General features: G+C 69.7%; 14 protein-coding genes. 7 read left to right on the plus strand and 7 right to left on the minus strand.

All coding sequences use genetic code 11. The annotated features are described in order from the left end of the window. Window positions 1–18: 18 nt before the first annotated feature. Entirely contained in the window at window positions 19–1,404 is a 1,386-nt protein-coding gene (locus tag ACZ7OH_RS16675) for a tetratricopeptide repeat protein (RefSeq protein ID WP_400901763.1), read from the minus strand. A gap of 334 nt (window positions 1,405–1,738) precedes the next feature. On the opposite strand from ACZ7OH_RS16675, the gene ACZ7OH_RS16680 reads away from it, so the two are divergent. Continuing rightward, a complete protein-coding gene (locus tag ACZ7OH_RS16680) occupies window positions 1,739–2,074 on the plus strand; it encodes a hypothetical protein (RefSeq protein WP_086675046.1) in 336 nt (111 codons plus the stop codon). Window positions 2,075–2,086: 12 nt separating this feature from the next. Continuing rightward, window positions 2,087–2,509, plus strand: a complete 423-nt coding sequence (locus tag ACZ7OH_RS16685) for a hypothetical protein (protein ID WP_400901765.1) — start codon at window positions 2,087–2,089, stop codon at window positions 2,507–2,509. A gap of 423 nt (window positions 2,510–2,932) precedes the next feature. On the opposite strand, the gene ACZ7OH_RS16690 is transcribed toward ACZ7OH_RS16685, so the two are convergent. Next, window positions 2,933–4,201: an MFS transporter gene (locus ACZ7OH_RS16690; protein WP_470281586.1), complete on the minus strand. Its 1,269-nt coding sequence runs from the start codon at window positions 4,199–4,201 to the stop codon at window positions 2,933–2,935. Then, window positions 4,191–5,510: a GH1 family beta-glucosidase gene (locus ACZ7OH_RS16695; protein WP_470281855.1), complete on the minus strand. Its 1,320-nt coding sequence runs from the start codon at window positions 5,508–5,510 to the stop codon at window positions 4,191–4,193. The genes ACZ7OH_RS16690 and ACZ7OH_RS16695 overlap by 11 nt, the downstream gene beginning before the upstream one ends. Window positions 5,511–5,639: 129 nt before the next feature. Here ACZ7OH_RS16695 and ACZ7OH_RS16700 point away from each other — a divergent pair, with 129 nt between their 5' ends. After that, on the plus strand, window positions 5,640–6,287 hold the full coding sequence (locus ACZ7OH_RS16700) for a TetR/AcrR family transcriptional regulator (protein ID WP_372667627.1): 648 nt from the start codon (window positions 5,640–5,642) through the stop codon (window positions 6,285–6,287). A gap of 276 nt (window positions 6,288–6,563) precedes the next feature. Beyond that, a complete protein-coding gene (locus tag ACZ7OH_RS16705) occupies window positions 6,564–6,833 on the plus strand; it encodes a hypothetical protein (protein ID WP_470281587.1) in 270 nt (89 codons plus the stop codon). Between the two features lie 179 nt (window positions 6,834–7,012). Here the strand turns inward: ACZ7OH_RS16705 and ACZ7OH_RS16710 are convergent, their stop codons facing one another. Further along, window positions 7,013–8,197 carry an amino acid deaminase/aldolase gene (locus ACZ7OH_RS16710; RefSeq protein WP_470281588.1) on the minus strand — a complete coding sequence of 395 codons (1,185 nt, stop codon included), beginning with the start codon at window positions 8,195–8,197 and terminating at the stop codon, window positions 7,013–7,015. Between the two features lie 85 nt (window positions 8,198–8,282). On the opposite strand from ACZ7OH_RS16710, the gene ACZ7OH_RS16715 reads away from it, so the two are divergent. Further along, on the plus strand, window positions 8,283–9,578 hold the full coding sequence (locus ACZ7OH_RS16715; protein ID WP_470281589.1) for a D-arabinono-1,4-lactone oxidase: 1,296 nt from the start codon (window positions 8,283–8,285) through the stop codon (window positions 9,576–9,578). On the opposite strand, the gene ACZ7OH_RS16720 is transcribed toward ACZ7OH_RS16715, so the two are convergent. From ACZ7OH_RS16720 to ACZ7OH_RS16730, 3 genes are read right to left on the minus strand one after another with little or no spacing between them, the layout of a single operon-like run. Beyond that, entirely contained in the window at window positions 9,575–10,525 is a 951-nt protein-coding gene (locus ACZ7OH_RS16720) for a ribose-phosphate diphosphokinase (RefSeq protein ID WP_470281590.1), read from the minus strand. The two genes, ACZ7OH_RS16715 and ACZ7OH_RS16720, sit on opposite strands and share 4 nt — an antisense overlap. Next, window positions 10,522–11,172: an NAD(P)H-binding protein gene (locus ACZ7OH_RS16725; RefSeq protein WP_470281591.1), complete on the minus strand. Its 651-nt coding sequence runs from the start codon at window positions 11,170–11,172 to the stop codon at window positions 10,522–10,524. The genes ACZ7OH_RS16720 and ACZ7OH_RS16725 overlap by 4 nt, the downstream gene beginning before the upstream one ends. Window positions 11,173–11,181: 9 nt before the next feature. After that, complete coding sequence (locus ACZ7OH_RS16730) at window positions 11,182–11,832, minus strand: hypothetical protein (protein ID WP_310968275.1); 651 nt, start codon at window positions 11,830–11,832, stop codon at window positions 11,182–11,184. 422 nt (window positions 11,833–12,254) lie between these two features. On the opposite strand from ACZ7OH_RS16730, the gene ACZ7OH_RS16735 reads away from it, so the two are divergent. Continuing rightward, the gene (locus ACZ7OH_RS16735) at window positions 12,255–13,325 is read left to right on the plus strand and encodes an HpcH/HpaI aldolase/citrate lyase family protein (RefSeq protein WP_400901779.1); all 1,071 of its coding nucleotides are present in this window, start codon (window positions 12,255–12,257) and stop codon (window positions 13,323–13,325) included. After that, window positions 13,322–14,173 carry an HpcH/HpaI aldolase/citrate lyase family protein gene (locus ACZ7OH_RS16740; RefSeq protein ID WP_470281592.1) on the plus strand — a complete coding sequence of 284 codons (852 nt, stop codon included), beginning with the start codon at window positions 13,322–13,324 and terminating at the stop codon, window positions 14,171–14,173. The genes ACZ7OH_RS16735 and ACZ7OH_RS16740 overlap by 4 nt, the downstream gene beginning before the upstream one ends. Window positions 14,174–14,176: the final 3 nt, after the last annotated feature.

Below are 14,176 nucleotides of genomic sequence, written 5' to 3' on the forward strand. Positions count from 1 at the left end.
GTCTCGGCCCCTTCGGCGTCAGGCGGCGTAGAAAGCGTTGAGGCGGTCGGCGAGGTCACGCGCGTCGGCGTTGTTGCGGCGGCGCTCGGCCTCGTCCTGCAGGGGCCGCATGCGGTCCTTGACCCGCTCGGACTTGATGCCCTCGGCGCAGTCGATGGCCTTGCCGCCGACCTTCGCGCCGTGGTCGAGGTCGCCGTCGAGCAGGTGGTTGGTGGCCAGCGCGCTGAGCATGAAGGTCTTGGAGCGGGCCATTTCGTCGTCGTAGGACTCGACGGCCCTGGTCAGCGCCGGGATGGCGTACTTCGTGTGCTCGGCGTTCTGCTGCGCGAGGACCGTGTGGACGGTGCCGACCATGGCGTAGACGTCGGTCTCGGTGAAGAACTTCACCCAGGACTCGGCCTCGGCCAGGTTGGCGCGCTCGAACTCGTCCTTGCTCCGGCCGAGCAGCTTCACCGCCTGCTCTTCGTTGCCCATCATCGCGTAGGCCCAGGCCTCGTTCGCGCAGAGCACGGAGACGGCCAGCTCGGAACCGCTTTCCTGGGCGGCGATCTGGCCCAGCTGGAACAGCTTCAGCGCGTCGTTCGGGGCGTCCTGGTGCAGGTAGACGCGGCCCATCCGGTAGAGGACGTTGGCGACGAGCGGGTGGTTCTCGCCCTGCTTGGCCAGGTCCAGCGCGTTCGCGAAGTGGCCGCGGGCGGAGTCCATCAGGCCGGTGTCGAAGGACGTCCAGCCGGCCAGCGAGTGCAGGTCGGCGAGCGCCACGTACAGGCGGTTCTTGACGATGTCGGTGCCGTGCGCCTCGAGCATCTGCTGTCCCCAGGACAGCTGCGCCACGACGGCGTCGCGGCAGAACCCGCCGCCGTACTGGTAGTCCAGCGCGCGGAGCGCGCGCGTCGCGGCCTCCACCTGGCGCACGTCGGTCATGCCGATTCGCCCGGGCGCGGGCGTCCTCGCCGGCCCGGCCGACCAGGTGCCCGATTCCGGACCGAACACCGCCGCACCCATCGTGACCTGGGCGGCGTGCGCGAGGAACCTCCGTCGCTTCACGGACTCGTCCTCCTCAGCCTGCTGGCCGTCGGCGGAGCCGACGACGCGTATCGCCGTGGCCTCGTCGTAGGCGAGGCCCATGTATCCACGTGGGACACCCAGGCCGTCGGCGATCCGCGTGAGGACGTCGTAGGCCATGACCTGGCGACCCTTGAGGATCTCCGACACCTCGGACTGGGACTGGCCGGTCATCGCGGCGATCTGGCGCTGCGAGACACCGTGCTTGCGCAAGAGGCGGTAGACGGCGCTGATCTCGCGGGAGGCGAGAGCCGCTCTCATCTCCGGCTGCTCCCACGCGTCAGCGGGAACTGCGTGGCTCTGCCGGGCGTCGGCACTGCCACCGTTACTGGCGTCCATCGCGCCCCCTCCACTGTCCGGTCGGGCGTCTGTGAAACAGCGTAGGCAAACCTGCGGAACCGTGTGAACAGCCGAACTGGTGCCCTGATCGGTCCGGGCGAAGTCCGTTGACCGCTTACCGTGGAACCCGGTCCGGTCACCGCTATGACGCCATTTCGACCTTCTATCGCACCCGGTTTCACCTCACTGTAGTTGTCAGATCTCCGTCACCGCCCGGACACCGGCAGCGATCACGGAGAGCTACGAAAACCGCAGTGTTGTGACAAAGAGATGTTGCAGAAGGCATCTTCGGAGCCCGACGGATCCGAAGACGGACGACAGAGCGGAGAAGGGCGTGGAGTTCGTGGACTCGTTCGCAGGGGGACATGCCGGTACGGCGACCCGCGCCGTGCGGCCGGCGGTCTCTCCGATCTCCGCTGTCCGACCGGTCACCCCCGCCGCGGCGGTGGACCCCCGCACCGCGAGCGTCCGCCACTACGAAGGCGGTCAGCTGGTGTGGCGCGTGCAGTGCGGCGACCTCATCAGCCGCGAGCGCGCGGTGACGGTGTTCGTCGAGGACAACCAGGTGGTACTGGTCTCGCCCCCCGGTGAGACCGCGCGGTTGACGTCCGGCCAGCTCGGACAGCTGCGCGCCGCGCTCAACGAAGCCGCCAAGATGGCGGAAAGGTAACGGTGAGCTGACATGGATCAGGTACTCGGGCAGGTCCTCCGCAACGCGGTCTGGGAGCGCCTCGACATGCTGACCGACCTGGCGAACCGCGCCGACGCCCAGTCGCTCGTCTCGGTCGCGCGTTCCGAACTGCCCCGCTTGACGGAGGCGTGGCGCGCGATGCTGAAGATGCACGAGCCCGACGAGCGCGGCGACTGCCCCACCTGCTCGACCCGGTGGCACCGCTGCAAGGCGCCGTGCTCGGTCTGGCAGGTCGCGCACGAACACCTGGTGGCGGGCGGTCTGGCCCCGCAGCAGCAGGCTCCGGCGAGCCGGCTCCACGGGCGTCGCAAGAGCCCGGTGCCGACGCAGGACCGCGGTGTCCCGGCGCCGAGCGCGGCCGAGACCACCGGGCGCCACGCGCTGGTGAACCCGCGCCGAGCGGTCACCGCCTGATCCACCCGGGTCGTCGCCACCTCCCGCGATGACGACCCGAGGCCGATCCGGCACCCCGCGTTCCCGCTCTGACCCGATCCGCCCCTGATCCGGCGAGTGCGGCCGGCCGATCGCCCCATCGGACCCGCGCCGGCTCTCGCCCGGGCCGGGGACTGTTTCGCCCGCACCCCCGAGCAGCGCGAACCAGTCCTCGGCCGCACCACCCGGTCCCCACCGCGATTAATCGAAAAAAATACGCGTTAGGCCTAGCCCACGCCGTAATCCCCCGCTAGATTGATCATCGAGAGGCCTGGACCACTGGTTCGCCTCGACACGATCCGCCGCACTGTTGATCCGAAGCTGTGCGGCCCTCGAATTCCGCGGGCCGGTGCCGTTGCACTCCCCTCCCCCGACCGGCACCGGCCCGCGGTTCCACTTGAAGTTCTAACGGACCGCCTTCACCCGCAGCACGAGCACCGCGGCCAGCAGCGTCGCGACGGCCGAAGCCGCGAAGAGGCCGGGATACCCACCCAGGTAGGCCAGCACCAGCGGCGTCAGCAGCGGAGCGACCACCTGCGGCAGCGAGTTGGCGATGTTGATGACGCCCAGGTCCTTCGCGCGGTCCTGCGCCGTCGGGAGCACCTGCGTCAGCATCGCGAGCGCGACCGCCATGTACGCACCGAAGCCGACGCCCAGCAGCGGCGACGCGGCGAGGGCGACCGGCCAGCTCTGCCAGACGACCAGCAGCAAAGCGGCCAATGCCATCACACCGGAGGCCGCAAGGACGTACGGCTTACGCCGTCCGGACTTGTCGGAGAAGTGCCCGGCGAGCACGGCGCCGATGACGAGCGCGACGCCGTAGAGCCCCATCATGATGAGCAGGCCCGTGTCCGGGTCGGCGTAGTGCACCGCGTCCTTGAGGAAGAAGAGCAAGTAGAGCGTCCCGAACGCGTTGCCGAGGTTGATCATGAAGTGGCACGACCAGGCCCACGCGAAGTCCGGGTGCCGCCGCGGCGAGACCCAGAGGTTGCGCAGGACCTCGCCCACCTGGGACGACGGCCGGAACTCGACCGGCAGGCGCGCGTCCGGCGTCCGGAGGACGAAGAACGCGGCGCCGGCGACGACGATGACCGCGCAAACCGCGTAGGCCAGCGGGATCCCGGCGATGCCGAGCATCACGACGACCACGATCGCGCCGAGCACCGTGCCGAGCATCTGCGCGATCCCGACGAGCCCGCCGACCTGCGCGCGCTGCCCGACCGGGACGCGGTCGGCGATGGCGGACATCAGCGTGGCGAGCATGCCGTTGAGCCCCGCCTGCACCAGGCACCAGCCGACGATCAGGATCGCGACGTTCGGCGCGAACGCCAGCACCAGCAGTCCGACGGCCGCGACGGCGGCGCCGATCACCGTCCACGGGTGGCGGCGGCCGAAGCGCGAGCACGTCCGGTCGGACAGCAGCCCGACGGCCGGGTTGACGATCAGCGCGACGACCGCGCCGACGCCCATCACCAGGCCCAGGACGAACTCCTTGTTCGCCTGGTCGAGCAGTTCGGCCTGCTGGGGCAGCAGCACCTGGATCGGCGCGTAGATGCCCAGCCATAGCGCGATGTTCGCGAAGAACAGCAGGCTCATCCAGCCGGGCCGCACCCGCACCACGGGCTCGGCGAGGGCTTCCGGCACACCGGTCGCCTCGGTCGTCTCACTGCTCATCGCGCACCAGCTTCCGGTACCAGTGGAACGAGTCCTTCGGCGTGCGCCGGAGGGTTTCGTAATCGACGTGCACCAGGCCGAAGCGCGGCGCGTACCCCTTGGACCACTCGAAATTGTCCATCAGGGACCAGCAGAAGTAACCCCGGACATCGACACCGGCGTCCATCGCCTCGCGCACGGCGACGAGGTGGCTGTGCAGGAAGTCGATCCGCTCGGGGTCGTGCACGCCGCCGTCCTCGGCGACGACGTCGGCGAAGCTGCAGCCGTTTTCGGTGATCTGGATGGGCGGCAGCTTGTCGCGGTAGCGCCGGTGGAAGTCGAGCAGCAGCTCGCGCAGGGCGTGCGGGACGATCGGCGAGTCGTTCGTCGTCATCGGGTAGCCCTCGATCGGGCGGAGTTCGAAGGGCAGCGGGTTGCCCGGCCCGGGCTTCGCGACGCCTTGGGGCTCGTAGTAGTTGACGCCGTAGAAGTCGAGCGGCTGCGCGATGGTGGGCAGGTCGTCGGCGAACCCGGCGGGGAGGTGCGCGTGGAGCTGCTCGGGGTAGCTGCCGAGCAGCACGGGGTCGGCGAAGAGGCGGTTGAGCAGGGCGTCGAGCCATTCGGCGGCGTCGTGGTCACTTTCGTCAGCCGGCCAGATCGGCGAGTGGTTGTTGGCGGTGCCGACGCTCGTCGCGCCGGCCGCGCGGAGGGCTTGGACGGCGAGGCCGTGCGCGAGGTTCTGGTGGTGCGCGGTCGGGATGGCGTCGAGCAGGAGCGTCTGGCCCGGCGCGTACTCGCCGATGCCGTAGCCGAAGATGGACATGACCATGGGCTCGTTGAGCGGAATCCACAGTTTCACCCGGTCGGCGAAGCGCTCTCCGAGGATGTGGGCGTACTCGGCAAAGCGCTCAGCGGTCGTGCGGGAGAGCCAGCCGCCGTCGTCTTCGACCGCCTGCGGGGTGTCCCAGTGGTAGAGCGTGACGACGGGAGCGATGCCGGCCTCGCAGACGGCGTCGATGAGCTTGTCGTAGAAGCCGAGGCCGTCGGGGTTGGGCGCACCGGTGCCGGTGGGCTGGATCCGCGGCCAGGCGATGGACATCCGATAGGCGCCGACGCCGAGTTCCGCCATCAGCGCGATGTCTTCGGGGTAGCGGTGGTAGTGATCGGCGGCTACGTTCGCTTTTTCCCCGCGGGCGATCTTGCCCTCGGTCGCGGAGAATGTGTCCCAGATGGACGGTCCGCGCCCGCCTTCGCTGGTGGCGCCTTCGATCTGGAACGCCGAAGTGGAGACACCCCAGAGGAAATCGGGCGGGAAGATCGGGTTCTGCACCGGTGCTGACCCCTTCGTCAGGCCACCCGTACGGGTGAACATGAAAAGTTCTCATATACTAGGTCTTCACTCGTCCGTGGGGAAGCCCGTCGGCACGATAAAGTCCCAGATCAGACGAGGAGGAGTGCCGTGTCCGACATCCAGGCCGCGAAGGTGCCGGCAGAAGCCACCCCCTTGCGCCGTCAGCCGGTCCAGCAGCGCAGCGCGAAGCGAGTCGAGCAGATGCTCGACGCGAGCGCGGCGCTGATCGACGAACTCGGTTACGACGCACTGACGACAACCCTGATCGCCAAACGAGCGGGCGTGGCGGTCGGTTCGCTGTACCAGTTCTTCCCGGACAAGCGAGCGGTCGTGCAAGCGCTTACGGCCCGGAACCTCGAGCGGTTCGTAGGCGCGGTGAACGAGCGCCTGAAGCAGCTGGGGCCGGAGCACTGGTGGGACGTCGTGGACTCGATCCTCGACATCTACCTGGAGATGCACCGGTCAGTACCGGGCTTTTCGAAGGTCCACTTCGGCGACATCATCGACCGCCAGCTGCTGGACGAGACGCGCGACAACAACGCGGTGATCGTGGATTCGCTGACGGACCTGGTCGCCACCCAGGTGGACCGGCCGGTGGAGGACCTGAGGTTCGCGATCGGCATCGCCAACGAAGTGGCCGACGCGCTGCTGAAGCTGGCGTTCCGGAAGGAGCCTCGGGGGGACGAGAAGATCGTCGCCGAGGCGAAGTACGTGGTGAAGGGGTATTTGGCGGCGCGGTTCGGAGAGCGTTCGTAGCTGTCCACAGAAGTTGTCCACAGGTATGCACAGCTGTGGACAACCCGGGTGTTTTGGGCCGGGCTGTCGGTGGGCGCCGATAGACTGGATGTGGGGGTTCCCCCGGGGAGGGTGGGCTGCGTGTGGGCCTGGCCGGCGGGGGTCGGATGGGCATGGTCTTGGAGGCGGCGATTGACTGCCGGACCGCGAGACGGCGACCATGGCTTGTGGCGAACCTGGGGCTTAAGGACGGGGCCGCTGCAGACCGCGAGCCTTGACGAACGGAAGGTGGCCGCCGTGGAGGAATCTTCCGGCGCCGGCCGGGATCAGCCCGGGGAGATCCGGCCCGGCGACATCTACGAAGACTGCTCGTTCCACCCGGTGCTGTGCACGTACATCGACGACGGTGATGAGATCGGTGGCATCTCGCTGATCGACGCCACCTCGCCGCGGGCGTGCTCGCTCAGTGGCTGTGCGGTCATCAAGCTCTCCATCGACGACGTGATCGCCGCGCGAGCCGACTGGCCTGCCTACCTCGCTCGGCGCAAGGCGGAGTTCGACGCCTGAGTCAGCCGGCCTGCCTTGGATGCCCGCCGATGCGGTGCGGCGCGCCATGGTGCGGGACGAGGATCAAGTGGGGGCAGCGGTCACCGAGTTGGCGCAGGTGCTCGGCCTCCGGCCGTCGGCTGGGCGGCTGTCGAGCGGCGGCTCGGTGTCGGGCTTCCGGCGAAGGGCGAGTTCGTTCGCTAGCCGAAGTTCTGGTGCTCGCCTCGGTACGTCGGGACCGTTCGCTCCACCCGGTCGCCCATCACCAAGTGGTACTGCGTGAACCGCTCCGCCAGCTCCCCCGCCTTCGCGTGCCGCAACCACACCCGGTCGCCCAGCTGCAAGGTTCGCGCCGCTCGGCCTGTTACCGGCGTCTGGACTTCGCCCGCACCTTCGAAGCCCAGCAGCTTCAAGCCTGTCGGCAAGTACGGCTTCGGGACTCGCGAATCCCCCGCTGGACCCGAAGCGATGTAGCCGCCCGAAAACAGCGTGGCGATCTTGCGCGTCGGGCGGCGGACCACCGGTAGCGCGAACAACGCTGCCGGGCGGGGGCTGAACTTCGTGTAGCCGTCGAACAGCGTCGGGCCGATCAAGCCCGAGCCCGCCGCGATCTCCGTGACCACCGCGTCCGCGCCCGTTGACTCGATGCTTCCGGTGCCTCCGCCGTTGACGAACTCCAGCGGCGTCACCGCCTGGACCGCGCGGACCGCCTCGCCGCGGCGGCGGTTCAGCTCCGCCGCCGAACGACGCTGCATCCAGCCGATCACCAGCTGGTTCAGGCGCGCGCCCGCCGCGTCGCCGAGGCCCGCTATCTGGCCCTCGTACGCCATCACGCCCACCAGGCGGAAACCCGGGCGGGCCAAGACTTGCTGGGCGAACGTCGCGGCCTGCTTCGGTGTGAAGATCGGGGAACGCCGCGTGCCGACGTGGACTCCCGGCAGGGGGCGCCACGACGCGTCCAGCTCCAGGCAGACGCGGATCTCCGGGTGGCCGTGGCCGAGGGCCGCGTCGACCAGGTCCAGGTGCGCCGGCGAATCGACCATGATCGTGATCGCCGCGCGGGCTTTTTCGGATGCGGCCAGGCGGCGCAGGGCCTCGTGGTCGGCCGTCGGGTAGGCGACGACGATGTCATCCGTCGTGCCCAGCTCCGCGTGCCAGATCGCTTCCGCCAGCGAGTAGCACATCAGGCCTTCGAAGCCCGGCATCGCGAGCACGCGCTCCAGCAACGCCCGGCAGCGGACCGACTTGCTGACCACCCGGATCGGCTTGCCCGCCGCGCGGCGGCGGAGGTCGTCGGCGTTCGCGTCGAACGCCGCCAAGTCGACCACGGCCAAGGGTGGATCGAGGTCCTTGGTCGCCAAGTCGTACACCGTCGCACTGGTCACGAGGTCTAAAGTACGACACGAAGGCTTGAAACGCGAATACCGTTCACATACTGTTTCGGGCACTCGACCGATGGAGGGTGCGCGCATGACCCGGTGGACCAACTGGGCGGGCACGGCGTCCGCGTCGCCGCAGCACGTTCACCAGCCGCGCAGCGCGGCCGAGATCGCGGCGGCCGTCGAAGGCGTCGCCGCGGCCGGCCGGACCGTGCGGCCCTGGGGCAGCGGGCACTCGTTCACCGCGATCGCGGTCGCCGACTCCGACGCGCTCGACCTGCGCCACTGGACCGGCATCGAGCGCGTCGACCTGGAAGCCGGGCACGTCACCGTCCGCTCGGGCACCACGCTCAAGCAGCTCAACGCCGAGCTCGACGCGCTCGGGCTGGCCATGACCAACCTCGGCGACATCGACGCGCAGACCATCGCCGGCGCGATTTCCACCGGCACGCACGGCACCGGCGCGCGCCTCGGCGGCATCGCCACGCAGATCGTCGCACTGGAGCTGGTCCTCGCGGACGGCTCGGTCGTCACCTGCTCGGCCGACGAAAAGCCCGACCTCTTCTCCGCCGCCCGCGTCGGCCTCGGCGCGCTCGGCGTGATCACCACCGTGACCCTGCGCTGTGAAAAGTCCTTCTACTTGCGCGCGCAGGAACGGCCGGAGCCGCTGGAGCAGGTCCTCGAGGGCTTCCACGACTTCGCCGACCAGAACGAGCACTTCGAGTTCTACTGGTTCCCCTACGGCAAGAACGCGCTGGTCAAGCGCAACAACCGGTGCGAGACGGCCGAGCCGCTGAGCAAGGTCCGCGAGTTCGTGGACTACCGGATCATGGAGAACGTCGCGTTCGGCGGACTCTGCCGCACCGGCCGGCTGATGCCGCGGCTCGTGCCGTCGCTCGGCAGCTTCGCGTCGAACGTCCTCTCCGCGCGCGAGTACAGCGACGTCTCCCACCGCGTCTTCGTCACGGCGCGCAATGTCCGTTTCACCGAAACGGAATACGCTGTTCCACGTGAATCAGTGCTCGACGTGCTCGCCGAACTACGCGCGGTAGTGCCGACGCTGAAGGACCCGGTGATGTTCCCGGTCGAGGTGCGCGTCGCCGCGGCCGACGACATCTGGCTGTCGACCGCGCAGGGCCGCGACTCCGCCTACATCGCCATCCACCAGTTCGTCGGCATGCCGTACCGCGAGTACTTCAGCGCGTTCGAGAAGATCGCCGGCGCGGTCGGCGGCCGCCCGCACTGGGGCAAGATGCACGACCTCGACGCCGGTGTCCTCCGCTCGCGCTACCCGCACTTCGACGACTTCCTGCGCGTGCGCAAGGAAACCGACCCGAACGGCGTCTTCACGAACACCTACCTGGACCGCGTGCTCGGCCCGGCCTAGAACAACGCCGACACCGATTCGCCGTTGTGGATGCGGCGGATCGCTTCGGCCATCGCCGGGGCGATCGAGAGGATCTTCAGCTTCTCCGTGCGCTCTTCTTCGGGGACCGGGACCGTGTTGGTGCAGACGATCTCCAGCACCTCCGGGCGGCTGCCGATGCGCTCGATGGCGTTCGCCGCGAACAGGCCGTGCGTGCACGCCACCCGGATCGAGCGGGGCTTCAGCTCGGCCAGCCGGTCGAGCAGTTCGAGCACCGTGCTGCCCTTGGCGATCTCGTCGTCCAGCACGATCACGTCGCGGCCGGTGATCTCGCCGATGACCGACGTGATCTGGACGCGGTCGTCGGGGAAGCGCTCCTTCGCGCCGGCTGCGACCTGGGCGCCGAGGAGCCGCGCGAAGTGCGACGCCTCCTTCGCGTTGCCCAGGTCGGGCGAGACGACCGTGGTGCGCGAAAGGTCGTACTCGCGGAAGTGCTTGGCCAGCTCCTGCAGCGCGTGCAGGTGGTCGACCGGGACGCTGAAGAAGCCGTGGACCTGGGGCGAGTGCAGCGTCATCGCGAGGACGCGGTTCGCGCCCGCCGTGGTCAGCAGGTCGGCGACCAGGCGGCCGCCGATGGAGATGCGCGGCGCGTCCTTCTTGTCCGAGCGCGCGTACGAGTAGTGCGGCATGACCGCGGTGATGCGGGACGCCGACGCGCCGCGCGCCGCGTCGAGCATCAGCAGCAGCTCGACCAGGTGCTCCTGCACCGGCTTGACCAGCGGCTGGATGATGAAGACGTCCCGCTCGCGGCAGTTCGCCTGCAGCTGGACCTCGAGGCAGTCGTTCGCGAACCGCCGGATCTCGACCGGGCGCAACGGCACGCCCAGGTGTTTGCAGATCTCCTCGGCCAGCTCGGGGTGCGCGCTGCCGCTGAAGACGGCGATTTCTCTCGATGCCTGGGTGATCACAGTGCCGAAATCGCCTCGTCGATCGCGGTTTCGCCGGAAATCAGTTCCAGGGTGCGCCGCGCGGACGCGGGCGCGTCGAGCAGGCCGGCGAGCACGGCCGCGACGTCGTCGCGCGGCACCTGACCGCGGCCGGTCTTCTCGGCCAGCAGGACCAGGCCGGTGCCGGGGTCGTCGGTGAGCTGGCCGGGCCGGAGGATCGTCCAGTCGAGGTCGCGTGCCTTGAGGTCGTCTTCCGCCGCGCGCTTGGCACGCAGGTAGTAGCGGAACTCCTCGCTGACGTCGGGGTTGTCCGGGTTGTCGGTCCCCATTGAACTGACCTGGATGTGCCGCCGGACCCCGGCCCGCTCGGCCGCTTCGGCGAGCAGCACCGCGGCGCCCCGGTCCACAGTGTCCTTGCGGGCGGGGCCGCTGCCCGGCCCGGCGCCGGCCGCGAAGATCGCGGCGTCGGCCCCCTTCAGGACTTCGGCGACGGCGTCCACATCGGAGTTCTCCAGGTCCAGCACGACGCCCTGGGCGCCGGCGGCCTCGAGATCCCCCGCGTGAGCGGGTTTCCGGATGATCCCGATCGCTTCGTCACCGCGCGCGGCGAGCAACCGCTCGAGCCGCAGCGCGATCTTACCGTGTCCACCTGCAATGACGACTCGCATGAGTCGACCCTAGTGCGAAGCGGGCGCCTCCGCGGTCCGGAGCAGGTGGTCGTAGACCAGCTCGTTCACCAGGCGGGAGACCGGGTCCTCGGCGAGCACGACGCGCTCGGTGCGGCCCTCGAGGTCGAGGTCGACGACCGCGTTCGGGTCGGCCGTCACGACCGCGAGGCCGTACGCGCGGGCCCGCGGGAGGCAGTTGCCGACGTAGTCCTCGGTGAGGACGGCCGGCGACGGGAGCACCATCGCGGCCTCGCCGTAGCGGGCGAACGGAACCGCGGAGGCCATCGCGGTGCGCCAGTGGCGCGCGACGGCCAGGACGCCGACGATCTCGGCGGCCGGGGCGGGGGCGGTTCCGGCCAGCTCCGGCCAGGTCCAGGTGTCGACGGTGGCGCGGTCGGCCACCGGACCGGCACCCATCGCGATGCGTTCGGCGTGCACGTCGGTGCGGAGCTTGGCGACCACGCAGACCTTGCGGCCCAGGATCGTGATCTCGGGGAGGACGACGCCGTTCCAGCCCAGCTGGGCCGCGGCGGCGCGGGCGAGCTCGTCGACGCTCGCGGGGAGCTCGATCGGCGGCACCACGCGGCTCGGCATCGACCGGCTGCGCTTCGCGCCACCGGCGACCGTCGAGCGCTCGGTGTTCTGAGGTGTAGCCGCCACGAGTCCGCCTCCTTCTAACCTGCACCGCTTCGTGACCGGGGGAAACCGGCACCCAACCTGTCTAACAGCGCGGCGGCGCGGCGTCGCCGGGTAGTGCGAGTGGCTGCGATCGGCGGCGCCCAGCGGTCGATGACCGGTCGGTAGGCGGTCATCCGACTTCGGTCGAACGGTGCGGCCAACCGAGTGATCGCGGGGTGAGTGGCACTACGGAACGGTGCCAACCGACTACCCGGGGCAGAAATCGGCAAACCCGGTCCGACTAGCCCGTTCGGCGCAATACCGGGAAAATCCACAGTGGACGCGGGCCGCTGAGCTGCGGTTGTCCGCCGTCACCCACATGGCGGTGACTTGCGCCGCAGCGGTGACGCGGCCCCGCGACTAAAGTTACCGATCAGTCACTTAGTCGTCGCCGTGGAGGACCGATGCGCTCCCCGAAGGACTTCTTCGCCCCGCTCGCCCTGGGCGCGCCCGCTCCCGTGCGGGAGATCCCGGTGACGCCGTCCCGGATGATCCACTTCTTCGACCCGGGCAACGAGAAGATGGCGGCCAAGGTGCCGGACATCGCGAAGAAGGTCGACGTCCTGCTCGGGAACCTCGAGGACGCCGTCCGCGCCGACCGCAAGGAGGCCGCGCGCGCCGGGCTCGTCTCGATCGCGAAGGCGAACGACTTCGGGAAGACGCAGCTGTGGACGCGCGTCAACAGCCTCGACTCGCCGTGGGTGCTCGACGACCTGGTCACGCTGGTCACCGAGATCGGCGACAAGCTCGACGTGATCATGGTGCCGAAGGTCGAGGGCGCGCAGGACATCCACTACGTCGACCGGCTGCTGGCCCAGCTCGAGGCGCGCGCCGGCCTGACGAAGCCGTTGCTGGTGCACGCGATCCTCGAGACGGCCAGCGGAGTGGCCAACGTGGAGGAGATCGCCGGCGCGAGCCCGCGCATGCAGGGCATCTCGCTCGGCCCCGCCGACCTCGCCGCGAGCCGCCGGATGAAGACGACCCGCGTCGGCGGCGGGCACCCCGGCTACCTCGTGCGCACCGACCCGACCGGCGACGACCTGAACGAAGGCCGGACGACCTACCAGCAGGACCTCTGGCACTACACGGTCGCGCGGATGGTGGACGCCTGCGCGATGCACGGGATCCTGCCGTACTACGGGCCGTTCGGGGACATCCGCGACGTCGTCGCGTGCGAGGACCAGTTCCGCAACGCGTTCCTGCTCGGCTGCGTCGGCGCGTGGAGCCTGCACCCCGTGCAGATCGACATCGCGAAGAAGGTTTTCTCGCCTTCGCCGTCCGATGTGGCCTGGGCGCGCCGGGTGATCGCCGAGATGGGCGACGGCACCGGCGCGGTGATGATCGACGGGAAGATGCAGGACGACGCGTCGGTGAAGCAGTGCCGCGTGGTCGCCGAACTGGCCGACGCCCTCGCGGCCGACGACCCCGAACTCGCGGCCGCCTACGACGCCGCCACCAAGGAGATCCTCGGATGACCACGCCCCGACGCTCTGTCCTCTACATGCCCGGCGCGAACGAAAGAGCGCTGGAGAAGGCCAAGACGATCCCGGCGGACGCGCTGATCCTCGACCTCGAGGACGCCGTCTCCCCTGACGCCAAGGAAGCCGCGCGCGAACGCGTCTGCGCGGCCGTGGGCAACTACGGTTTGCGGGAAGTGACCATCCGGGTCAACGGCCTGGACACCGAGTGGCACGACGCGGACCTGCGCGCGGCCGCGTCGGCGGGACCGGCCGCGGTCGTCGTCCCGAAGGTGAACTCGGCGGCCGAAGTGCACAACATCGAGCGAGCGCTGGAGCTCGGCGGGGCGCCGGAGCGCACGAAGATCTGGGCGATGGTCGAGACGCCGGTCGCGATGCTGCACGCCGAGGAGATCGCGGCGGCCTCCGAGCGGCTGACCGTGCTGGTGATGGGCACGAACGACCTGGCCAAGGAGCTGCACGCGGAGTTCGTCCCGGGCCGCGGGCCGCTGCTCGGAGGGCTGTCGCTGTGCTTGCTGGCCGCGCGCGCCACCGGCAAGGTGATCCTCGACGGCGTCTACAACGACGTGAAGGACCTCGAGGGCTTCGAAGCCGAGTGCGAGCAGGGCCGGCAGTACGGCTTCGACGGCAAGACGCTCATCCACCCGGCGCAGGTCGAGCCGTGCAACCGGATCTTCGCCCCGTCCGAGGAGGAGATCGACCGCTCGCGGCGGATCATCGAGGCCTTCGAAGAGGCGCGCGCGGCGGGACGCGGCGTGGTGACCGTGGACGGCCGGATGATCGAGAACCTGCACGTCGACAACGCGCGGCGGGTGCTCGCGCTGGCCGAGGCCGTCCAGCGCTGACGG

The organism is Amycolatopsis sp. NPDC114478 (assembly GCF_055633805.1).

What these genes read in the sequence shown, in the direction of transcription:
- ACZ7OH_RS16675 (WP_400901763.1), bottom strand. Translation starts at nt 1,404, where the DNA reads ATGGACGCCAGTAACGGTGGCAGTGCCGACGCCCGGCAGAGCCACGCA.
- ACZ7OH_RS16685 (WP_400901765.1), top strand. Translation starts at nt 2,087, where the DNA reads ATGGATCAGGTACTCGGGCAGGTCCTCCGCAACGCGGTCTGGGAGCGC.
- ACZ7OH_RS16690 (WP_470281586.1), bottom strand. Translation starts at nt 4,201, where the DNA reads ATGAGCAGTGAGACGACCGAGGCGACCGGTGTGCCGGAAGCCCTCGCC.
- ACZ7OH_RS16715 (WP_470281589.1), top strand. Translation starts at nt 8,283, where the DNA reads ATGACCCGGTGGACCAACTGGGCGGGCACGGCGTCCGCGTCGCCGCAG.
- ACZ7OH_RS16725 (WP_470281591.1), bottom strand. Translation starts at nt 11,172, where the DNA reads ATGCGAGTCGTCATTGCAGGTGGACACGGTAAGATCGCGCTGCGGCTC.
- ACZ7OH_RS16735 (WP_400901779.1), top strand. Translation starts at nt 12,255, where the DNA reads ATGCGCTCCCCGAAGGACTTCTTCGCCCCGCTCGCCCTGGGCGCGCCC.
- ACZ7OH_RS16740 (WP_470281592.1), top strand. Translation starts at nt 13,322, where the DNA reads ATGACCACGCCCCGACGCTCTGTCCTCTACATGCCCGGCGCGAACGAA.